18 protein-coding genes and 1 pseudogene are annotated in these 20499 nt (G+C 72.2%); 7 read left to right on the top strand and 12 right to left on the bottom strand.

Features of this window, described 5'->3' with window-relative positions:
* Positions 1–51: 51 nt before the first annotated feature.
* From WQO_RS29820 to WQO_RS29800, 5 genes are all read right to left on the bottom strand, one after another.
* Positions 52–1086: a substrate-binding domain-containing protein gene (locus tag WQO_RS29820; RefSeq protein WP_010058276.1), complete on the bottom strand. Its 1035-nt coding sequence runs from the start codon at positions 1084–1086 to the stop codon at positions 52–54.
* Positions 1087–1177: 91 nt separating this feature from the next.
* Entirely contained in the window at positions 1178–2230 is a 1053-nt protein-coding gene (locus tag WQO_RS29815; RefSeq protein ID WP_010058278.1) for an ABC transporter permease, read from the bottom strand.
* Positions 2227–3750: a sugar ABC transporter ATP-binding protein gene (locus tag WQO_RS29810; protein WP_029182069.1), complete on the bottom strand. Its 1524-nt coding sequence runs from the start codon at positions 3748–3750 to the stop codon at positions 2227–2229. Before WQO_RS29810 ends, WQO_RS29815 begins: the two co-directional genes overlap by 4 nt.
* A 209-nt stretch (positions 3751–3959) precedes the next feature.
* Positions 3960–5141 (bottom strand): ROK family transcriptional regulator, encoded by a 1182-nt coding sequence (locus WQO_RS29805; protein ID WP_058954147.1) that lies wholly within the window; start codon positions 5139–5141, stop codon positions 3960–3962.
* 216 nt (positions 5142–5357) lie between these two features.
* Positions 5358–6317: a beta-ketoacyl-ACP synthase III gene (locus tag WQO_RS29800; protein WP_010058284.1), complete on the bottom strand. Its 960-nt coding sequence runs from the start codon at positions 6315–6317 to the stop codon at positions 5358–5360.
* 224 nt (positions 6318–6541) lie between these two features.
* On the opposite strand from WQO_RS29800, the gene fdhD reads away from it, so the two are divergent.
* A complete protein-coding gene (fdhD, locus tag WQO_RS29795; RefSeq protein WP_010058285.1) occupies positions 6542–7390 on the top strand; it encodes a formate dehydrogenase accessory sulfurtransferase FdhD in 849 nt (282 codons plus the stop codon).
* Between the two features lie 43 nt (positions 7391–7433).
* Here the strand turns inward: fdhD and WQO_RS29790 are convergent, their stop codons facing one another.
* Complete coding sequence (locus WQO_RS29790) at positions 7434–7649, bottom strand: helix-hairpin-helix domain-containing protein (protein WP_010058286.1); 216 nt, start codon at positions 7647–7649, stop codon at positions 7434–7436.
* A gap of 36 nt (positions 7650–7685) precedes the next feature.
* On the bottom strand, positions 7686–8741 hold the full coding sequence (locus WQO_RS29785) for a bile acid:sodium symporter family protein (protein WP_010058288.1): 1056 nt from the start codon (positions 8739–8741) through the stop codon (positions 7686–7688).
* Positions 8742–8861: 120 nt separating this feature from the next.
* Between WQO_RS29785 and WQO_RS29780 the strand changes: the two genes are divergently transcribed.
* The 4 genes from WQO_RS29780 to WQO_RS29765 all read left to right on the top strand — a co-directional run bounded on the left by WQO_RS29780 (position 8862) and on the right by WQO_RS29765 (position 13471).
* The gene (locus WQO_RS29780; protein ID WP_010058290.1) at positions 8862–9803 is read left to right on the top strand and encodes a LysR family transcriptional regulator; all 942 of its coding nucleotides are present in this window, start codon (positions 8862–8864) and stop codon (positions 9801–9803) included.
* Between the two features lie 372 nt (positions 9804–10175).
* A complete protein-coding gene (locus tag WQO_RS29775) occupies positions 10176–11975 on the top strand; it encodes an AMP-dependent synthetase/ligase (RefSeq protein WP_029182072.1) in 1800 nt (599 codons plus the stop codon).
* 81 nt (positions 11976–12056) lie between these two features.
* The gene (locus tag WQO_RS29770; protein WP_010058293.1) at positions 12057–12893 is read left to right on the top strand and encodes an aldo/keto reductase; all 837 of its coding nucleotides are present in this window, start codon (positions 12057–12059) and stop codon (positions 12891–12893) included.
* 110 nt (positions 12894–13003) lie between these two features.
* Positions 13004–13471: an RICIN domain-containing protein gene (locus tag WQO_RS29765; RefSeq protein ID WP_010058294.1), complete on the top strand. Its 468-nt coding sequence runs from the start codon at positions 13004–13006 to the stop codon at positions 13469–13471.
* Between the two features lie 57 nt (positions 13472–13528).
* Here the strand turns inward: WQO_RS29765 and WQO_RS29760 are convergent, their stop codons facing one another.
* Both WQO_RS29760 and WQO_RS29755 read right to left on the bottom strand, forming a co-directional pair.
* Positions 13529–14413, bottom strand: a complete 885-nt coding sequence (locus tag WQO_RS29760) for a class I SAM-dependent methyltransferase (protein WP_010058295.1) — start codon at positions 14411–14413, stop codon at positions 13529–13531.
* A pseudogene (locus WQO_RS29755) lies at positions 14410–14817 on the bottom strand (helix-turn-helix transcriptional regulator); the annotation flags it as partial. The gene WQO_RS29760 and the pseudogene WQO_RS29755, both read right to left, overlap by 4 nt.
* A 176-nt stretch (positions 14818–14993) precedes the next feature.
* Here WQO_RS29755 and WQO_RS29750 point away from each other — a divergent pair.
* Positions 14994–15956 carry a LysR family transcriptional regulator gene (locus WQO_RS29750; RefSeq protein ID WP_058954146.1) on the top strand — a complete coding sequence of 321 codons (963 nt, stop codon included), beginning with the start codon at positions 14994–14996 and terminating at the stop codon, positions 15954–15956.
* 158 nt (positions 15957–16114) lie between these two features.
* On the opposite strand, the gene WQO_RS29745 is transcribed toward WQO_RS29750, so the two are convergent.
* The gene (locus tag WQO_RS29745; RefSeq protein WP_010058301.1) at positions 16115–16420 is read right to left on the bottom strand and encodes a 4a-hydroxytetrahydrobiopterin dehydratase; all 306 of its coding nucleotides are present in this window, start codon (positions 16418–16420) and stop codon (positions 16115–16117) included.
* A gap of 104 nt (positions 16421–16524) precedes the next feature.
* On the opposite strand from WQO_RS29745, the gene WQO_RS29740 reads away from it, so the two are divergent.
* On the top strand, positions 16525–17391 hold the full coding sequence (locus WQO_RS29740) for a helix-turn-helix domain-containing protein (protein WP_029182073.1): 867 nt from the start codon (positions 16525–16527) through the stop codon (positions 17389–17391).
* Between the two features lie 30 nt (positions 17392–17421).
* Here the strand turns inward: WQO_RS29740 and secD are convergent, their stop codons facing one another.
* Both secD and WQO_RS29730 read right to left on the bottom strand, forming a co-directional pair.
* Positions 17422–19818 (bottom strand): protein translocase subunit SecD, encoded by a 2397-nt coding sequence (secD, locus tag WQO_RS29735; RefSeq protein ID WP_010058305.1) that lies wholly within the window; start codon positions 19816–19818, stop codon positions 17422–17424.
* A gap of 35 nt (positions 19819–19853) precedes the next feature.
* On the bottom strand, positions 19854–20495 hold the full coding sequence (locus WQO_RS29730) for a hypothetical protein (RefSeq protein WP_010058306.1): 642 nt from the start codon (positions 20493–20495) through the stop codon (positions 19854–19856).
* Positions 20496–20499: the final 4 nt, after the last annotated feature.

Genomic DNA, 20499 nt, shown 5'->3' with positions numbered 1-20499 from the left:
TGTGCGGTAACGGGCCGGGGGACGCGCTCTCCGCCTCCCCCGGAGTCCCGGTCAGTTGAAGCCCGTCGGCAGGTACTGGTCGATGTTGTCCTTGGTCACGACCGCGGAGTACAGGGTCAGGGAGGTCGGGATCTCCATCTCGGAGAGCCCGCTGATGCCCTTGGACTGGCCGAGCGCCCGGGCCAGGTCGATGGCGGACGCGGCCATCGTCGGCGGGTAGAGGACGGTCGCCTTGATGACCGAGTTGTCGGCCTTGATGGCGTCCATCGCGGACTTGGCGCCGGCGCCGCCGACCATGATGAACTCGTCGCGGCCCGCCTGCTTGATGGCGCGCAGCGCGCCGACGCCCTGGTCGTCGTCGTGGTTCCACAGGGCGTCGAACTGCTTCTGCGCCTGGAGGAGTTGGGCCATCTTCGCCTGGCCGGACTCGACGGTGAAGTCGGCTGCCTGACGGGCCACCAGCTTGATGTTGGAGTAGTTCTTGAGGGCGTCGGCGAAGCCCTGGCTGCGCTGTTTGGTCAGCTCCAGGTTGTCGATCCCGGCGAGCTCGACGACCTTGGCGTTCGGCTTGTCCTTGAGCTGCTCGCCGATGTAGTGCCCGGCGTTGAGGCCCATGCCGTAGTTGTCGCCGCCGACCCAGCAGCGGTACGCCTGCGGGGAGGCGAAGATGCGGTCCAGGTTGACGACGGGGATGCCCGCCTTCATCGCCTCCAGGCCGACCTGGGTGAGCGCCTTGCCGTCGGCGGGGAGGATGACGAGGACGTCGACCTTCTTGTTGATGAGGGTCTTGACCTGGCCGATCTGGGCGGCGGTGTCGTTGGAGCCCTCGGTGATCTCCAGGGTGACGTCGGAGTACGTCTCCGCCCGGGACTTGGCGTTCACGTTGATCGCGTTGAGCCAGCCGTGGTCGGCCTGCGGTCCGGCGAAGCCGATGGTGACGGCCTTGCCGGGCTTGTCGTCGGCCGGGGCGCTGTTGGCCGCGGACTCGGTCTTCTTGGGCTCGTTGCTGGTACAGGCGGTGAGGAGCGCGCCCGCGGAGACGGCGGCGGTTCCGAACAGCAGCCCTCTGCGGCTGGTTTCTGGCATGGCGGTCTGACCCTTCATCCGGTGGGTGCGTACGAGGTGCGGGTGCGGGGGGTTCGTATCGGTGCCGGGGTGTCCGGTCGGTCGGGGCCGCTCAGGTCTCCCGGCCGCGCATGGTGCGGCCCTGGACGAGGACGGCGGCGACGATGATGGCGCCCTTGGCGATCTGCTGGACGTCGCTCTGGAGGTTGTTGAGCGCGAAGATGTTGGTGATCGTGGTGAAGATCAGGACGCCGAGGACGGAGCCGACGATGGTGCCCCGGCCGCCGCTGAGCAGGGTTCCGCCGATGATCGCGGCGGCGATGGCGTCGAGCTCGTACAGGTTGCCGTTGGTGTTCTGGCCGGAGCCGGCCAGCACGATCAGCATGAAGGCGGCGATGCCGCAGCAGAGCCCGGACAGCAGGTAGAGGTACAGGCGCTGGCGGCGGACGTCGATCCCGGCGAGCCGGGCGGCCTCCGCGTTGCCGCCGACGGCGACCGTGCGGCGGCCGAAGGTGGTCCGGTTGAGAATCAGCCAGCCGACGATGACGACCACCGCGAACATGATGACCAGCGGCGGGATCCCGAGGATGTAGGAGTCCGGCAGACCGAGGTCCAGGACCGAGTCGACGGTGACGATCTGGGTCTTGCCGTCGGTGATCTGGAGGGCGAGTCCGCGGGCCGAGGCGAGCATGGCCAGCGTCGCGATGAACGGGACCATGTTCCCGTACGCGATGAGGACGCCGTTCACGAGTCCCGCGGCGAGGCCGACGATCACCGCGGTGAACGCGATGCCCGCGAAGCCGTACTCCTGGGTGGCCAGGGTCGTCGCCCACACCGAGGCGAGGGCGACCATCGCCCCGACCGAGAGGTCGATGCCGCCGCTGATGATGACGAAGGTCATGCCGACGGTGACGACGCCGATGACGGACGCCTGGGTCAGGATCAGCTGGAGGTTCCCGGTGTCCAGGAAGGCGTCCGGTTCGGTGATGCCGCCGACCAGGACCAGCGCGGCGAGGACGCCGAGCAGGGACAGGATCCGGACGTCGAGCCGCAGACCGAGGGCCGGCATGCCCCCGCCCGACTTCGAGGGCGGCGTGTCGGAGGGGGCCGCGACGGCCCCCTTGTCCGGCCCGTTGTGCTGCGCCGACGGGGCGGGCTGTGTCATGGCGTCGGGCTCCCTTCCATCACGAGGTCGAGTACGCGGTGCTCGTCGAGCTCCTGGGCGGGGGCCGTGTGGACCACTTCGCCCTCGCGGAGGACCAGCACCCGGTCGGCGAGGCCCAGGACTTCGGGCACTTCGCTGGAGACGAGCAGGACGGCGAGGCCTTCATCGGCCAGCCGGCGGATCACGGCGTAGAGCTCGGCGCGGGCGCCGACGTCGACGCCACGGGTGGGTTCGTCCAGCAGCAGGACCCGGCAGCCGCGCAGCAGCCAGCGGGCGAGGACGGCTTTCTGCTGGTTGCCGCCGGAGAGGGTGCGGACCGCGGCGTCCGGGTTGTCGGGCCGCATCTGCAGTTCCCGGGTGGCGCTCCGTGCGGCCTTCCGCTCCCCGCCCCGGTCGATCCAGCCGATGCGGGCGAAGCGGGAGAGGGAGGAGACGGAGACGTTACGGGTGACCGACTCGGTCATCAGCAGGGCCTGCGCCTTGCGTTCCTCCGGGGCGAGGCCGATCCCGGCGGCGACGGCGGCGCGGACGCTGCCGGGGCGGAGCTGCTTGCCCGCGACGGTGACGGTTCCGGTGCTCGCCTTGCGGGCCCCGTAGATCGTCTCCAGGATCTCCGAGCGGCCCGAGCCGACGAGTCCCGCCAGGCCGACGATCTCGCCGGGCCGCAGTTCGAGGTCGACGGGGGCGAACTCGCCCTTGCGGGAGAGACCTTGGACCCGGAGCACCGGTTCGCCGGTGGTGGCGGCCGGCTCCTCGGGACGGGGCGGGAAGACATAGGCGACGTCTCGGCCGGTCATCATGGCAACGATGTCGCGCGTGGGCGTGTCCGCTGCGGGCAGCCCGACGGCCACGGTCCGGCCGTCCTTGATGACAGTGACCCGGTCGCCGATGCGGCGGATCTCCTCAAGACGGTGCGAGATGTAGACGACGGCCACCCCGTCGGCGGTGAGGCCTTCGACGATGCGGAAGAGGTTGTCGACCTCGTCGGGGTCGAGGGCGGCGGAGGGCTCGTCCATCACGATGAGCCGGACCTCGTGGGAGAGCGCCCGCGCCATGGAGACGATCTGCTGCTGGGCGGCGGAGAGGTCCCCGACGTGCCGGGCGGGGTCGATCTCCGGGTGCCCGAGACGGGCCAGCAGCGCCTTGGCAGCCGCGCGCCCCTCGCCCGTACGGACGATGAATCCGGCGCTGGTCGGCTCGTGGCCCAGGAAGACGTTCTCGGCGACCGACAGGTCCTCGACCAGGTCGAGTTCCTGGTAGATGGTGGCGATGCCCAGGCGCATGGCGGCGATCGGCGACTTGAGCTGGACCTTGTCGCCGCGCCAGGTGATCTCGCCGTCGTTGGGCTGGTGGGCTCCGGCGAGCACCTTGATGAGGGTGGACTTGCCCGCACCGTTCTGGCCGAGGAGGCAGTGGACCTCGCCGGCCTGGACCTCCAGGTCGACGCCGTCCAGGGCGCGGACGCCCGGGAAGAGCTTGGTGATGCCGGACATGGTGAGCAGGGGTGGTTCTGGTGCCATGACGAATCCCCTCGGCGAATGGGGTCTCCCCTGCTCGGGCGGGTGCCGAGGGCCGGGGAGGGCCGGTGAGCGGACAGGGCGCAGGGCTGGAGGTGCCGTGGAGCCGGCGGCACCGCGAACGGCTGCTGACAGGAGGTGCTTGCGAGACGCGTGGAGCAAACGGCTGCTGACGGGGTGGTTCCGTGGAGCGGGGTGCGTACGGCCTGGGGTCAGGCCGGGGAGAAGAGGTGGTCGCTGATGAGCCGGGCCGCGCCGATCACTCCGGCGGTGGGCCCCAACTCGCCCAGGACGATGGGGAGATTGCCGGTGGCCAGAGGCAGGGACTGCTTGTAGACCTGCGTGCGGACACTGGCGAGGAGGTTGTGACCGAGGCCGGTTACCCCGCCGCCGATCACCACCAGACCGGGATTGAAGAAGCTGACCAGGCTCGCGATCACCTGGCCGAGCCGGTTGCCGCCTTCGCGGATGAGGTCGAGCGCCGCGGCGTCCCCGGCAGCGGCGGCCGCCGCCACGTCGGCCGCGGTGGGGCGGCCCGCCGTCTCCAGCCGGACGGCGAGTTCGGGTGAGCGGCCCTCCCGGGCGGCGTCCTCCGCGTCGCGGGCGAGCGCCGCGCCGCTGAAGTGGGCTTCCAGGCAGCCCTTGTTGCCGCAGGCGCAGGGCCGGCCGTCGGGGTCGACCTGGATGTGCCCGATGTCCCCGGCGCTGCCGGTCGTACCGCGGTAGACCTCGCCGCCGACGACGATGCCGCAGCCGATACCCGTACCGATCTTGACGCACAGGAAGTCGCCCACGGAGCGGGCCACGCCCGCGTGCTGCTCCCCCATCGCCATGAGGTTCACGTCGTTGTCGACCATGACGGGGCAGCCCAGCTCCTGGCTGAGCGCCTCGCGGACCGGGAACCCGTCCCAGCCGGGCATGATCGGCGGTGCGACCGGCACGCCCTCGGGGAAGCGGACGGGGCCGGGGACCCCGATGCCCGCGCCGTCGAAGCCTTCGGCGAGCCCGGAGGCCCGCAGTTTGGCGGCGAGTGACAGGACCTGCTCGAAGACGGCGACAGGCCCTTCACGCACGTCCATCGGGTGGTTGAGGTGTCCCAGTACCTCCAGCTCCGCGTTGGTGACGGCCACATCGACCGAGGTGGCGCCGATGTCGACGCCGAGGAAGCGCAGTTCGGGGGCGAGCCGGATGTTGTGCGAGCGGCGCCCGCCGCGCGATGCGGCGAGTCCGTCGGCCACCACCAGACCGGTCTCCAGGAGCCGGTCCACCTCGACGGCGAGCTTCGAGCGCGACAGATCGACCTGATCGCCCAGCTGTGCGCGGGAGTTGGGACCCCCGTCGCGCAACAGCCGGAGCAGCCGCGCCTGATGCGCGTTCGCGGGTCGTGCCGTCATACGTCTCACGCGTCCCTCCCCGCCACATCGGCCAGTCCGTCGGGCTTTCGAGGGGAACGTAGCAGCGCTTTCCCGGAGTGGGAAGAAGTTGCGCAGGAATCCGCCCCAACTTTTTCCACACTCAGGACAAAGGTCGGCAGGGAGGTGTCACGGGACCCGGCAGGGAGGTGTCACGGAGACCGGCGGGAAGGGGTCACGGAGATCCCCGGAGGGTGGTCAGGGGCAGCGGATGACCTGGCCCGCGTAGGAGAGGTTGCCGCCGAATCCGAAGAGCAGGACGGGCGCGCCGGAGACGATCTCGCCGCGCTCGACCAGCTTGGACAGGGCCATCGGGATGGAGGCGGCGGAGGTGTTGCCGGAGTCCACGACGTCCCGGGCGATGACGGCGTTGACCGCGCCGATCTTGCGGGCGACCGGCTCGATGATCCGCAGGTTGGCCTGGTGCAGGACGACCGCTCCCAGGTCCTCCGGGGCGATGCCCGCCTTCTCGCAGACCCGGCGGGCGATCGGGGGGAGCTGGGTGGTGGCCCAGCGGTAGACGGACTGCCCCTCCTGCGCGAAGCGCGGCGGCGTCCCCTCGATCCGGACGGCGTTGCCCATCTCCGGTACGGAACCCCACAGCACCGGTCCGATGCCGGGCCCGCCCGGGGCGTCGTCGGCGGACGGGTCGGCGGTGACGACCGCGGCGCCCGCGCCGTCGCCGAGCAGGACGCAGGTGGAGCGGTCGGTCCAGTCCGCGATGTCGGCCATCTTGTCGGCGCCGATGACCAGCGCCCGGGTCGCCGCACCGGCCCGGATCGCGTGGTCGGCGGTGGCCAGCGCGTGCGTGAAGCCGGAGCAGACGACGTTGATGTCCATGACGGCGGGCGAGCCCATGCCGAGCCGGGCCGCGACCCGGGCCGCCATGCTCGGGGACCGGTCCATGGCGGTGGAGGTGGCCACGAGGACCAGATCGATGTCCGAGGCCCCGAGACCGGCCGTGGCCAGCGCCTTGGCTCCCGCGTGCGCGGCCATCTCGTCCACCGGCTCGTCGGGTCCACCCACGTGACGGGTCTTGATGCCGACCCGGCTGGTGATCCACTCGTCGCTGGTGTCGACCATCGCCGCGAGATCGTCGTTGGTGAGCACCTTGGCGGGCTGGTAGTGGCCGAGCGCCACGACACGTGAGCCGGTCATACGGGTTCCCATCGTCGGGTGGGGGCAGGAAACAAACACAGTCTTGGTCGCTACCGCCGGGTACGAGGGCACGTGATCCCACAGGAATCGGGCCCACACGTTGGAGCATTGACAACAGCCTGGTCAGCGTGCTGAACAGCTCGCTGCGACACGCCGGTGCGCGTGCCGGACAATGACCCGGGGGAAACGAACAGCCGCACACGGACAGAATCGGGTTCAGTTTTATGGGACGGGTCACCGAACGCCGCCGCACCCTCCGTATCCGGGACGGTGCCGTCTCCTCCCGGCCGGACACACTGGTGGCGGAGGAGCCCCTGGAGATCCGGCTGAACGGCAAGCCGCTGGCCATCACCATGCGGACGCCGGGCGACGACTTCGCGCTGGCCGCGGGCTTCCTGGTCAGCGAGGGGGTGATAGCCGAGGGGGACGAGGTCCAGTCGATCGTCTACTGCGCCGGGGCGACGGCGGACGGCGTGAACACCTACAACGTGGTGGACGTGAAGCTCGCGCCCGGGGTCGAGGTCCCCGACATCACGCTGGAGCGCAACGTCTACACGACCTCCTCGTGCGGCCTGTGCGGCAAGGCCAGCCTGGACGCGGTGCGTACCACGACCCGGCACCCGGTGGCCGACGCTCCGCCGGTGCGGATCACGCCCGAGCTGCTGTCCGCGCTCCCGGACCGGCTGCGGGCCTCGCAGCGGGTGTTCGACCGGACAGGCGGCCTGCACGCCGCGGCCCTGTTCTCCGAGGAGGGCGAGCTGCTGGACGTACGGGAGGACGTCGGCCGGCACAACGCGGTCGACAAGCTGGTGGGCCGGGCGCTGACGGACGGGCGGCTGCCCCTGTCCCGGGCGGTGCTGCTGGTGTCGGGGCGGGCCTCGTTCGAGCTGGCGCAGAAGGCCGTGATGGCGGGCATCCCGGTGCTCGCGGCGGTCTCCGCACCGTCGTCGCTCGCCGTGGACCTGGCGGCGGAGAGCGGACTGACGCTGGTCGGCTTCCTGCGCGGCCCCTCGATGAACGTGTACGCCGGTGAGCACCGGATCGCGCTGGAGGCGGCGGCCCCGCGGGGCTGAGCCCAAGGCCGCTCGCACGCGGGGCGTCGTACGGGTCCCTCGCTCACTCCCCCGCGAAGGCCAGGCCCTCGGCGGCCAGCGCCTCGCGGAGCACCCGGATCGCCTTCGGGCCGACCCCGTGGAGGGCGAGCACCTCGGCAGCGGTCACGGTGGTGAGCTGGGCGAGGCGGGTGTAGCCCGCCGCGCGCAGAGCGCCGCGGGCCGGGTTGCCCGCCCCGTGCGGAAAGTCGTCGGCAGGCGTCCCACCCTGGTCACTCATGACACGTCCTCGCTGTGGCTCCACCTGGGCTACCCGCTACCGGCCAACCGTAACGGCCGGGTCGGACAGGGGGCCGGAGGCGGCGGCCCCTGCCGAGTCGTCCCGGGCCGGCGGCTCCTCGGGGTCACGCGCACGGCGCTTGGCGATCACCGCGCAGACCATCAGCTGCATCTGGTGGAACAGCATGAGCGGCAGCACGGCCAGGCTCGTGTGCGCCCCGAAGATCACGCTCGCCATCGGCAGCCCGGCCGCCAGGCTCTTCTTCGACCCGGCGAACTGGATGGCGATCCGGTCCGCCCGGCCGAACCCGAGCTTCCGTGCCCCGTACCAGCTCAGGGTGAGCATCAGCGCCAGCAGGACCGCCTCGGCGGCGAGCAGCGCGCCGAGCCGGGCGGGGGTGACCTGGTGCCAGACACCGGCGACCATCCCCTCGCTGAACGCGGTGTAGACGACGAGCAGGATCGACCCCCGGTCGACCAGGCCGAGCACCTTCTTGTGCCGGGTGAGGAAACCGCCGACCCAGCGGCGCAGGAGCTGTCCGGCCAGGAACGGGACGAGCAGCTGGAACACGATCTTCAGCAGGGAGTCCACGGAGAACCCGCCCCCGGTGGATCCGAGGAGCAGGGCGGCGAGCAGCGGGGTCACCAGGATCCCGGCGAGGCTGGAGAAGGACCCGGCGCAGATCGCGGCGGGCACGTTGCCCCGGGCGATCGAGGTGAAGGCGATGGAGGACTGGATCGTGGACGGGACCAGGCACAGGAAGAGGAAGCCCGCCTGGAGCTCGGGCGTCAGCACGTACGGCACCAGCCCGCCGCTCGCCAGCCCCAGCAGCGGGAAGACGACGAAGGTGCAGGCCAGGACGGTGAGGTGGAGGCGCCAGTGCTTGAGCCCGTCGAGCGCCTCGGCGGTGGAGAGCCGCGCCCCGTAGAGGAAGAACAGCAGGGCGACGGCGCCGGTGGAGGCCCCGCCCGCCACGTCGGCGGCGGTGCCGCGGGCGGGCAGCAGTGCCGCGAGGGCCACGGTGGCGGCCAGCGCCAGGAGGTAGGCGTCGAACGGCAGCCAGGACGGCAGACGCGGGATACGGCGGGACATGTGCGGGGGCGCTCCGGCGGTCGGGGATCCGTTTCGGCGTCCATCCTGCTCCCGTACGGCACCATCGGGAATCCCGCACACCGCTCTGACTGTCATCACACTTCCCGATAACGTGCAGCCATGGACAACGCGGACAGGGCGAGCGCGGACCGGATGATCGTGCACCGGACGGACGCCACGTACGACCCCGCCCAGCTGCGGACCTTCCTCGCCGTCGCCCAGACGCTGAGCTTCACGCAGGCGGCGCGCAGACTCGGGATCCGTCAGTCCACGGTCAGCCAGCATGTACGCCGGCTGGAGGAGGCGACCGGGCGGCAGTTGTTCGCCCGGGACACCCATCGCGTCGACCTCACGGACGACGGAGAGGCGATGCTCGGCTTCGCGGGGTCGATCCTGTCGGCCCACGAGCGGGCCGCGGCGTTCTTCGCGGGCACCCGGCTGCGCGGGCGGCTGCGGTTCGGGGCCTCCGAGGACTTCGTGCTGACCCGGCTCCCCGAGATCCTGGAGTCCTTCCGCCGCGACCACCCCGAGGTCGAGCTCCAGCTCACCGTGGAGCTGTCGGGGACGCTGCACCGGCAGCTCGCAGCGGGCCGGCTGGACCTGGTGCTGGCCAAGCGGCGGACCGGGGACACCCACGGAGAACTGATGTGGCAGGACGCCCTGGACTGGATCGGCGCGCCGCAGCTGCGCATCGATCCGGAGCGCCCCGTACCGCTGGTCGTCTTTCCGCCGCCGGCCATCACGCGGGCCCGCGCCCTGGAGGTGCTGGAGGAGCACGGGCGGGCCTGGCGGATCGCCTGTACGAGTACGAGCCTGAGCGGCCTGGTCGCGGCGGCGCGGGCGGGCCTGGGGGTGATGGCGCACTCCCGTGGGATGATCCCGCCGGGTCTGGTGCCGGTTCCGGCCAGGGCGGGGCTGCCGGAGCTCGGCGGGGTCGACTTCGTCCTGCTGCACGGGGACCGGCGGGGCGCGGCCCAGGAGGCGGCCGACGCGCTGGCCTCGGCGATCCTGGCGGGCGGCGACCGGCTGCACCGCGGTACGGGCGGTGCGGAGGTGCCGTAGCGGCGCGGACGGACCGTAGCGGGTCGCCGGACCGCTGGTGGCTGCCGTGGCGGGGCCGGCGGTGACGCAGCCCGGCCCAGCCCGGCGCGGCCAGGCCCCCGGCCGCTCCGCGGGCCTGCATCGGCCCCGGTGCTCGCGGGGGTCGGATTCGGTGGAGATTCCGGCGCGAGCCGCTTACCCCTCCGGCAGAACTGGGCCCCCGTGCGCCCGAGCCTTGCCCATCTGGCCGGATTTCGACGGTTGACCTGGGGGCTTGTCCTGGTGTGCGGAGGTTCCGGACCTCTCCCGCCGGGCCCCCGCTTGGGGTAGCGTCGCGGCGCTGTGCGGAGCGCCACGAGGAGCATGTCATTGCGCGAATTCACTGTCCCACCCATGGCGGCGCCGCCTCAGGTCGGCGGTCTGGCCGATGTGGTCTTCGACCACGCGGAGGATGATCCGCACCACGTCGCGCTCGGCCGCAAGGACGCCGGGGGCCAGTGGCGCGATGTGACCTCCGGGGAGTTCCGCGATGCTGTGCTGGCCCTGGCCAAGGGGCTGATCGCGCACGGCGTGCGGTTCGGCGACCGGGTCGCGCTGATGTCCCGTACGCGGTACGAGTGGACGCTCTTCGACTTCGCGCTCTGGACCGTCGGGGCCCAGTCGGTGCCGATCTACCCGACCTCCTCCGCCGAGCAGGTCCTGTGGATGCTGCACGACGCCGAGGCGGTGGCGGTGATGGTCGAGCACGAGGACCACGCGATGACGGTCGGCTCGGTGATCGACCGGCTGCCGCATCTGAAGCGGCTGTGGCAGCTGGACGCCGGGGCGGTGGACGAGCTGCTCGGGGCAGGCGTGGACATCGACGACGAGGTGGTGCAGCGGCACCGGCGCGCGGTGACGCCCGACTCCGTGGCGACCGTCATCTACACCTCGGGAACGACGGGCCGCCCCAAGGGATGCGTGATCACCCACGCGAGCTTCATGTTCGAGAGCGACACGATGGTGGGCCGCTGGGAGCCGGTGTTCCACTCCAAGCCGGGCGACGAGGCGGCCACCCTCCTCTTCCTGCCGCTGGCCCATGTCTTCGGGCGGATGGTGGAGATCGCCGCGATCCGTGGCCGGGTCAAGCTCGGCCATCAGCCGGAGCCGTCCGCGAACGCGCTGATGCCGGATCTGATGTCGTTCCGGCCGACGTTCATCCTGGCGGTTCCGTACATCTTCGAGAAGGTGTTCAACGGGGCCCGGCGCAAGGCCGAGACGGAGGGCAGGTCGGGGCCGTTCGACAAGGCCGTCGACATCGCGGTGAAGTACGCCGAGGCCATGGAGCTCAAGGCGTTCGGGGACGGTCCCGGCCCGTCGGCCGGGCTGCGGATGCAGCACCAGTTCTTCGACAAGGTCGTGTACAAGAAGGTCCGCGACGCGATGGGCGGCCGGGTGCGGCACGCGATGTCGGGCGGCTCCGGCATGGACCGCCGGCTCGGGCTGTTCTTCGCGGGCGCCGGGGTGACGGTCTTCGAGGGGTACGGGCTGACCGAGTCGACCGCGGCGGCGACGGCGAACCCGCCCGAGCGCACCCGGTACGGGACGGTCGGGCAGCCGATTCCGGGGACGTCGGTGCACATCGCGGACGACGGCGAGGTGTGGGTGCACGGGCCGAACGTGTTCTCCGGCTACCTCGGCAACCCCGAGGCCACCCGGGCGGTGCTCCAGGACGGCTGGCTGGCGACCGGGGATCTCGGTGCGCTGGACGAGGACGGCTATCTGACGATCACCGGACGGAAGAAGGAGATCCTGGTGACGTCCGGCGGCAAGAGCGTCTCCCCGGCCGGTCTGGAGGAGCGCGTACGGGCGCATCCGCTGGTGGCGCAGTGCATCGTCGTCGGCAACGACCGCCCGTACATCGCGGCGCTCGTCACCGTGGACCAGGAGTCCGTGGACCACTGGCTGTCGATGCAGGGCCGCTCCCCACTCGGCCCGGCCGAGCTGGTGCGGGACCCGGACCTGGAGATGGAGGTCCGCCGGGCGGTGGTGGCCGCCAACACGGCCGTGTCCCAGGCCGAGTCCATCCGTACGTTCCGGATCCTGGCCCATCCCTTCACCGAGGACCTCGGGCTGCTGACGCCTTCGCTGAAGCTGAAGCGGAAGGCGATCGAGACGGCGTACGCGGTCGAGGTCGACGCGCTCTACCACTGACCGGCGACAACGGGAATGCCTGGACCCGCCCGGTCGTTGTCGTGGGGAGTTATCAACCGACGACGTTAGGATCGACCGCTCGTGAGCAAGGTCCCCTCCCTCACCCTCAACAACGGCCTTGACATGCCGCAGCTCGGTTTCGGCGTCTGGCAGGTGCCGGACGACGAGGCGGAGAAGGCGGTGGCCACGGCCATCGAGACCGGGTACCGGAGCATCGACACCGCCGCGATCTACGAGAACGAGAAGGGCACCGGCAAGGCCATCGCCGCCTCCGGTGTCGCGCGTGACGAGCTCTTCGTCACCACGAAGCTGTGGAACAGCGAGCAGGGCCACGACAGCACGCTGCGCGCCTTCGACGCCTCGCTCGACAAGCTCGGCCTGGACTACGTCGACCTGTATCTGATCCACTGGCCGGTCCCGGCGAAGGACGCGTACACCGACACGTACAAGGCGTTCGAGAAGATCCTCGCGGACGGCCGCGCGAAGGCCATCGGCGTGTCGAACTTCCACCCCGAGCACCTGAAGCGGCTGCTCGCCGAGACCTCCGTGGTCCCCGCCGTCAACCAGATCGAGCTGCACCCGCAGCTCCAGCAGGCCGAGGCCCGGGCCTTCCACGCCGAACACGGCATCGCCACCGAGGCCTGGTCGCCGCTGGGCCAGGGCAAGGGCCTGCTGGAGGTGCCGACGGTCGTCGCCGTCTCCCAGAAGCACGGCCGCACCCCCGCCCAGGTGGTGCTGCGCTGGCATCTGCAGACCGGCAACATCGTGATCCCGAAGTCCGTGACCCCGTCGCGGATCAGGGAGAACCTGGACGTGTTCGACTTCGAACTGGACGCCGACGACCTCGCCGCCTTCGCGGCCCTGGACGAGGGCAAGCGCCTCGGCCCGGACCCGGCGGAGTTCAACGCCGGCGCCTGAGCGCGCCCGGCCGACGACGGCGCCCCCACCGCGATCATGGTAGGGGCGCCGTCGTCGGCACCCGGACGGGCGGCAGCCCGCATCACGCATCCATCGGGGAGACTGGAAACATGAGCGGCGAACTCGCGCCCGTCGTCGAGGCGGGCCCGTACCGCCTGCGCAACGTCGGCAGCAAGCTGGTGCTGGAGGTGTACAGCGCGGCGAAGGGCAGCGGGGCCCGGGTCCAGCAGGGCGCGGACGACGGGACGGCCGCGCAGGTGTGGCGGCTGTCCCCGGTGCACGAGGGCGCGGCCCTCTTCCACCTGGTCAACGAGCACAGCGGTAAGCGGCTGGACGTGGCGAACGCCGACACGTCGAACGGCACCCGGATCCAGCAGTGGAAGGCCAACAACTTCGGCGCCCAGGAGTGGCTGATCGAACAGCATCCGGAGACTCCCGGGACGGTGACACTGGTGAGTTTCATCAGCGGGCTCGTCATGGAGGTCGCGGACGGTTCCACCGAGGCCGGGGGCACGGTTCAGCAGTGGGAGGACACCGACTCCCCCTTCCAGTGGTGGCAGTTGGAGCCGGTGGCGTAGGTCGGGGGAAGCCAGTGGCGTAGGTCCGGCTGAGCGGCCCGGGGCCAGGTCGCCCGCTCAGCCGCGGCGGCCGAGGTGCACCGTGCGGGCGGCGAGCAGGTGGACGTCGGGGCGGTGGTGAAGCCCTTCGGGGTCCTCGGGGTCCAGCAGCCGGTCCAGTACGGCGCTGTCCTCGGCCGTCAGCAGGTCGCCGAGCACCTCGCGCTCCCGGGTGATGCTCGCGACGACGTGGTCGCGGACCGGGCGGGAGACGGGAGCAGGCAGGTCGAGGAGGAAGCTGCGGGTGCCCTGCGGGGCGAGGCCGACCGCGGTGAAGAGCGCGGCCCAGTCCTCGGTCTCCCGCTTCGCGCCCGGGAGTTCGGACCGCATGTGCTCGAATCGGGTAGCGGCGGCCGCGCCCATGCGGGCCTCCAGCCCGGGCTCTCCGATACCGATGTCGCGGGGCAACCGCCGGGTGGGCAGGCCGCCTTCGACGAGCGCGACCGTTCCGCCGGCCCGCAGGAGCCCGGCGAAGCCCGCCAGCGCCGCGCGCTGGTCGCCCAGGTGATGCAGGGAGTTGCCCGCCCAGATCAGATCGGCCTCGCCCAACCGGTCGACGTCTGCGGGGAGTTCGGCCTCAAGAGTCCGGAAGCGGTCGATCACCCCGAGGCGGCGCGCACGGTTGCTCGCGCGTTCCAGGAGCGCGGGCGTGGCGTCGACGGCCACCACCTCGGCCTCCGGAAAGACCTCCGCCAGCAGACAGGAGACGACCCCGGGGCCGCTGCCGATGTCGAGGACCCGGCGGACCTCGGGCGCGGTGGGCAGGGCGGCGATCCAGCGGGCCGCCTCCTCGTACTGCGTACCGTTGAGTTCGGCTTCCTGCTCCAACAGGGGACCCAGGACGTCCCAGTCGATGTCGGCGGTGTGCGTGTCGTGGTGGCCGTGACCGGCGTGGCTGCTCATGGGGCCAGCCTCCTCACGGGCCGGTCGTGCGGCAAGGTTCGTTGCCGATCCGGCAAATCGAGGGGGTCCTACGGCGGACCGAGGGAGTCCCCCGGCGTGCCCAGCGGGTCCCCCGGCGTACCGCCGAGGTACTCCTGCGGGCCCACCCCCCTCACCCGCTTGAACGCGGCGCTGAAGGCGAAGGGGGCGCTGTAGCCGACCTTCCGGGCCACGGCCTCCACCGTGGCATCGCTCTCGCGCAGCAGGTCGGCCGCGACGGCGAGCCGCCAGCCGGTGAGGCACGCCATCGGCGGCTCCCCGACCAGTTCGGCGAACCGGCGGGCCAGGCCGGCCCGGGACACCCCCGCGCGGGCGGCGAGCGAGGCGACGGTCCAGGGGTGCGCCGGGTCGTCCTGGAGCAGCTGGGCCGGGCGGCGGGCAGGCCGGTGCGGTACGTGCCGGTGACGGGGCCTGGCACGGCTGAAACGGAACGTCGCGCCGGGCCGCTCGGGCCCGGCGGCGTACGGGCCGTGTACACCGACCGAACGGTAGGCGGAGCACGTGTATTGCCGGGGTGCCTTGGGGGCCATAACTTGCCCTTATGGAGCTGGAGTTGCGCCATCTGCGAACGGTCCGTGCGATAGCCGACACGGGCAGCCTCACCAAGGCCGCCGCCACGCTGGGGCTCGCCCAGCCCGCTCTCAGCGCTCAGCTGCGGCGGATCGAGAAGGCCCTCGGCGGCGCTCTCTTCGACCGCGACCACACCGGAGCCCGTGCCACGCCGCTCGGCGAACTGGTGCTGGAGCGGGCCCGGGTGGTGCTGCCCGCGGTCAGTGAACTGCAGGCCGAGGCCGTGCGGTTCGCCAATGCCCGGGGGGCGCTGGACCGGTTCCGGCTGGGCGGCACGCACGGTCCGCTGCTCGGCGGTCTGGTGGACCGGATGGCGGCCGCGCACCCGTCGGCGGCGGTGTCGACGTACACCTCGTGGTCGGTCGACGAGATCGCCTCGCTGGTGGTCGACGGGCGGCTGGACTTCGCGCTGATCGGGACGTGCGGCGAGAGCCCGCCGCCGCTGGCGGACCGGCTGGTCTGGGAGGTCGTCGGGGTGGACCCGGTCTTCGTGATGCTGCCGGAGAACCACCCCCTGACCGCTGAAGCGGAATTGGATCTGGCCGCCCTCGCGGACGAGAGCTGGGCGGATGTGCCGGGCGACGGCTGCTTCGCGGACTGCTTCACCGCGGCCTGCGCGCGGTCGGGCTTCACCCCGGTGTCGGTTTTCGAGACGGACACCTCGTCCGTCGTCCATCTGGTGCAGGTGGGGCGGGCGATCGGGCTGTGCCGGGCGACGTTCCCGCCGGCGCCGGGCGTGGTGACCCGACCGCTGGCGGGCGCCCCGCTCAGCTGGCGTCATCTGGTGGGCTGGCATCCGCACTCCCCCGCCGCCGACGCGGCGGCGGGGACGGTGGCGGGGGCGACCCGCGAGGCGTACGCGGAGGCGGTGTCGCGCAGCCCGAGCTACGCGCGGTGGCTCGGCGCGCACCCGCGGTTCGGCACGGTGGCCTGAGCGGGAAGGGGCGGGTGGGCCGTTCCGCCGACCGGCGGCTGTTGGGCTCCGCGAACCGGTGGCTGTTGGGCTCCGGGGACCGGTGGCTGTTCGACTCTGTGGGCGGTGGCTGTTCGGCCCCGTGGGGCCGGTGGCTGTTCCGCTCCGTGGGCCGGTGGCTATTCGGCTCCGTGGGCCGGGGCGGCGGCCGCCACCCGGGCGGCGAGCGTCAGGTCCTTCTCGGTGATGGCGCCGCCCGCGGAGTGGGTGTGGACGGCGAGGGCCACCGTGTTGTAGCCGAGCGTCAGATCGGAGTGGTGGTTCAGCTCGTCCTGGATCTGCGCGATGTGGACCGTCAGCGCGGCGGCGGCGAAGTGGGAGGGCAGCCGGAAGGTCCGGGTGATCCGGTCCCCTTCCAGCGCCCAGCCGGGCAGGCTATCCAGCCGGATCTCGGTCTCGGACGGCGACAGCGGTTCGGCGCTCATGGGACGGCTCCCGTGGGTCTCGGTGGATCGGCGTAGGCGTCACGAAGGCCGGGCGGCCCGTACCGGCACCGTGACCGGCCCGCCGGTGACGTTACGGTCTGAGCATGACGACTGTCTTGCCCGACACGGAAGTGGGACCGCTGCTGCGGGACTGGCGGGAACAGCGGCGCATCAGCCAGTTGGAGCTGGCCCTGCGCGCGGACTCCTCGGCCCGCCACATCTCGTTCATCGAGACGGGCCGCTCCCGGCCCAGCGAGGACATGGTCCTGCGGCTGGCCGAACAGCTGGACATCCCGGTCCGGGAACGCAACGCCCTCCTCGTGATCGCCGGTTACGCGCCCCGCTACCCGCAGACGTCCCTCGACGACCCCGCGATGGCCTCCCTCCGCGAGAGCCTGGAGCGCCTGCTCGCGGCGTACGAGCCGTATCCGGCCCTCGTGGTGGACGGCACCTACGGGGTGGTGGCGGCCAACCGCGGGGTCGCGCTGCTGCTGGAAGGCGTACCGGAGAAGCTGCTGACCCCGCCGCTGAACGCCATGCGGCTCACCCTCCACCCGGAGGGGCTCGCCCCGCGCATCCTGAACCTCCCCGAGTGGCGGGCGGACCTGCTGGCGCAGATGGACCGTCAGATCGCCCTCGTACGCTCACCGGCCCTGCGCGAGCTGTACGACGAGGTGGCCGCCTATCCGCCCCCCGCCCGGGCCGACGGCACGGACCGCACCGCCGAGGGAACGGGCGGTGCGGTCCCCGCCGCCGACCGGGCGGACGGGGCGGGGCGGGAGCGGGACCGGGCCGCCGCGTTCGCGCTGCCGATGCTGCTCGAACACGGGGGCCGGGTCCTGTCGTTCGTGTCGTCGATCGCGACGTTCAACACGCCGATGGACGTGACGGTGGCCGAGCTGGCCATCGAGACGTTCCTCCCGGCGGACCGGGAGACCGCCGCCTATCTGCACGCCCGCGTCCCGTCCTGACCCGGCCCCTTCCCGCTCCCCTCCCTCTCCCTAGACGCGGGCTCCGTTGTCGAGCGGGTCGCGGCGTGCCGCACGGGCCTTTCCGCGCGGTGTGCCCTTCCCCTTCCCCGGTGCGGGCGGCGGCGGGGCCTTGGCGCTGCGCTCCAGGGCGAGGGCCCCGGGTACGGCGGTGAACACCGAGGACCAGGTGCCGACGACGATGCCGATGAGGAGGGCGAGCGCGAAGTCAGCCAGCGAATCGCCACCCAGCACCGCGAGGGCGGCCAGGATGAACAGGGCGCCCATGCCGGTGTTCACCGTACGGGGGACGGTCTGCAGGACGGCCCGGCGGGCGATGGTGTCCAGCGGGGTCCGCCGGTTCGCCCCCCACAGCTCCCGGACCCGGTCGAAGACCACCACCGAGTCGTTGACCGAGTAGCCGATCACGGTGAGCAGGGCGGCCAGGAAAATGCCGTCCACCGGCCGCCCCAGCCAGGCGAAGGCCCCCACCACCAGGATCACGTCGTGCACCATCGCCACGACGGACGCCACCGCGAACGTCCAGCGGAACCGGACCGCCAGGTAGGCCAACTGCACGGCCACCGCGACGCCCAGGGCGATCAGCGCGTTGCGGCGCAGTTCGTCGCCGAGGCTCGGGCCGATCAGCTCGTCCCGTACCTTCGTCGTCTCACCGCCCTCCTCGGCGAGGGCGGCGCGCAGGGCGTGTTCGCCGTCGTTGTCGAGCTTCCCCGTGCGGACGGACAGGTCGCCGTCGCCCGCCGTGGTGACCTCGGCGTCCCCGAACCCGGCGGCGGCGATGCTGTCCCGGGCCGTCTCGACGTCGACCGGGCGGCTGGTGGAGTACTCGACCAGCCGGCCCCCGGTGAACTCGACGCCCAGATCGACCCCGCGCACCACGATCCCGGCCACCGCGACGACGACCAGCGCCGCCGAGACGACGAGCCATCGGGCCGACCTCCGGAGGAGCTTCGGGTCCCTGCGGACCAGCCATGTGCGTACGGCCCCGGGTCGCCCGATGCCGTTGACGCCCCGGTAGTCGCTGACGAAGCGGGAGTTCGCCGCGATCTCGGTGAGCGCGCGGGCGATGACCAGGGCGGAGAACATCGAGGCGACGACCCCGATGGCGAGCGTGACGCCGAAGCCCTTGACCGGGCCCGAGCCCAGGAAGAAGAGCAGTCCGGCCGCGATCAGCGTGGTCGCGTTGGAGTCGGCGACCGCGCTCCACGCCTTCCGGAACCCGGTGGTCAGCGCGGAGCGCAGGGAGCGTGCCGGCCGGTCGGCGCATTCCTCCCTGGCCCGTTCGAAGACCAGGACGTTGGCGTCGACCGCCATCCCGATCGCGAGGACGAACCCGGCGAGCCCGGGAAGGGTCAGGGTGACGCCGAGGGCGACGAGCGCGGCGTACGAGATCACTCCGTACGCACCGAGCGCCACGGCGGCCAGCGCGCCGAAGAGGCGGTAGACGACGGTGATGAAGAGCGCGGTGGCGGCGGCTCCGATGAGGGCGGCCTGCGCGCTCGCTTCGATGGCCGCCGCGCCGAGCGTCGGGCCGACGGTCCGCTGCTCGACGATCTCGACGGGCACGGGCAGGGCCCCGCCCTTGATGAGCAGCGCCAGGTCACGCGCCTCGTCCGCGCTGAACGATCCGGTGATCTGGGTGGCCCCGGACGGCAGTCCGGCCCGGCAGCCGACCGAGGGGTCGACCTGCGGCGAGGAGATGACCTTCTCGTCGAGGACGATGGCGACCCTCCGCCGGTCGTCCCCGGCGGGGTGGCAGGCGGCCTCGCCGGTGAGCTTCTTCCAGTCCTGCCCGGCGCCCTTGCGGAACTCCAGCGAGACGGTCCAGCCCGCTCCCCCCTGCGAGTCGAACGCGGCGGTGGCGTCCTCGACGCCCGCGCCGGAGAGCCGGGGTTCGCCGAGGGCGAGGAGACGGCCCTGCTCGTCAGGGAGCGTCAGCCGGTTCGAGTCCGGACCAGGGTCGGGGTCGGTGGTGGAGTCGGGGGCGGGCTCGGGGGTGGAGTCGGGGGCGGTGGTGGATTCGGGAGCCGGGGTCTTCTTCCCCGGTTGGTCCGTCCCCTCGCCCTCCACCGCGTGGAAGGTGAGTTGGGCGGTCCTGCCGATCACCTCGGCGGCCTGGCGCGGATCCTGTACGTCGGGCAGTTCGACGATGATCCGGTCCTCGCCGGAACGGGTCAGCGTCGGTTCGGAGACGCCCAGCGAGTCGATCCGCTGCCGCAGCACCTCCAGGGTGCGGTCGGTGGTCTCCCGGTCCGCCTCGACGGTGGCGGTGTCCCGGGCCTGGAGCACGATACGGGTGCCGCCCTGGAGATCGAGGCCGAGTCTGGGCGACATGGTCAGGGTGATGAAGACGGAGGCGAGCAGCACGGCGACAGCCAGAACCGCCCGCACCGCGGTGGCGCGAGTCATGGAAATCCTCCGGTGGGGCGTCGAGCGCCCTCACCTCAGCGAGGACGCGACGCCGGAACGGCAGAACAGGACGGCGGATGACCGGTCGTGGGACCGGTGGTCCTGCCCGGAGGTCCCCGGACGCCGGGAAGCGCGCCCCGGCGGCTGCCCGGTGCGTCGAAGGAGTCCGCGGCGACGTACTGGACGCCGCCGCGCGGCTCGGCCGTCCCCGGCGGAGCGGGGGTCAGCGCGTCGTGCGGAGGCGGTGGCGCGTGGAGGAGCAGATACGCCCGGCCGGTGCCCGCCCGGGGAGCCTGCGCCGGATCGGCCGCCGCCGTGGGCTGCTCGTGCGTGGCCTGCGCCACGAGATGCCGGACGTCGTGCTCGGTGCCGTGACCGGCCTGGTGCCGGACGTCGTGTGCGATGCCGTGACCGGCCTGGTGCCGGACGTCGTGACCGGCCTGGTGCCGGGAGTCGAGTGCGCCGCCAAAGCAGGTGCGGTGCCGGGACGCCGGTGCGCTGTCGTACCCCACTCGATGCGCGGTCCGGTGGATCTGGGGTGCGGCGGGCGGCGGAGCGGTGGCGACCGCGACGGCGGGCGGGAGGCTTCGGGTGGCCAGAGCGGCGGGTGCCGCCCCGTTCGCCGTGGCCGTACCGCCGACCAGGGTGAGCACGGCGAGGAGCAGCGCGGCCACCACACAC

This window comes from Streptomyces globisporus C-1027, from assembly GCF_000261345.2.
Taxonomy (GTDB): Bacteria; Actinomycetota; Actinomycetes; order Streptomycetales; family Streptomycetaceae; genus Streptomyces; species Streptomyces pakalii.
Note: the sequence above shows the minus strand (reverse complement) of the source record. Positions and strands in the feature narration are given on the sequence as shown.

Bases quoted from the DNA above. Each gene is read 5' to 3' on its own strand.
- WQO_RS29820 (WP_010058276.1), bottom strand. From the start codon at position 1,086: ATGCCAGAAACCAGCCGCAGAGGGCTGCTGTTCGGAACCGCCGCCGTC.
- WQO_RS29815 (WP_010058278.1), bottom strand. From the start codon at position 2,230: ATGACACAGCCCGCCCCGTCGGCGCAGCACAACGGGCCGGACAAGGGG.
- WQO_RS29810 (WP_029182069.1), bottom strand. From the start codon at position 3,750: ATGGCACCAGAACCACCCCTGCTCACCATGTCCGGCATCACCAAGCTC.
- WQO_RS29805 (WP_058954147.1), bottom strand. From the start codon at position 5,141: ATGACGGCACGACCCGCGAACGCGCATCAGGCGCGGCTGCTCCGGCTG.
- WQO_RS29800 (WP_010058284.1), bottom strand. From the start codon at position 6,317: ATGACCGGCTCACGTGTCGTGGCGCTCGGCCACTACCAGCCCGCCAAG.
- fdhD (WP_010058285.1), top strand. From the start codon at position 6,542: ATGGGACGGGTCACCGAACGCCGCCGCACCCTCCGTATCCGGGACGGT.
- WQO_RS29790 (WP_010058286.1), bottom strand. From the start codon at position 7,649: ATGAGTGACCAGGGTGGGACGCCTGCCGACGACTTTCCGCACGGGGCG.
- WQO_RS29785 (WP_010058288.1), bottom strand. From the start codon at position 8,741: ATGTCCCGCCGTATCCCGCGTCTGCCGTCCTGGCTGCCGTTCGACGCC.
- WQO_RS29780 (WP_010058290.1), top strand. From the start codon at position 8,862: ATGGACAACGCGGACAGGGCGAGCGCGGACCGGATGATCGTGCACCGG.
- WQO_RS29775 (WP_029182072.1), top strand. From the start codon at position 10,176: ATGGCGGCGCCGCCTCAGGTCGGCGGTCTGGCCGATGTGGTCTTCGAC.
- WQO_RS29765 (WP_010058294.1), top strand. From the start codon at position 13,004: ATGAGCGGCGAACTCGCGCCCGTCGTCGAGGCGGGCCCGTACCGCCTG.
- WQO_RS29760 (WP_010058295.1), bottom strand. From the start codon at position 14,413: ATGAGCAGCCACGCCGGTCACGGCCACCACGACACGCACACCGCCGAC.
- WQO_RS29750 (WP_058954146.1), top strand. From the start codon at position 14,994: ATGGAGCTGGAGTTGCGCCATCTGCGAACGGTCCGTGCGATAGCCGAC.
- WQO_RS29745 (WP_010058301.1), bottom strand. From the start codon at position 16,420: ATGAGCGCCGAACCGCTGTCGCCGTCCGAGACCGAGATCCGGCTGGAT.
- WQO_RS29740 (WP_029182073.1), top strand. From the start codon at position 16,525: ATGACGACTGTCTTGCCCGACACGGAAGTGGGACCGCTGCTGCGGGAC.
- secD (WP_010058305.1), bottom strand. From the start codon at position 19,818: ATGACTCGCGCCACCGCGGTGCGGGCGGTTCTGGCTGTCGCCGTGCTG.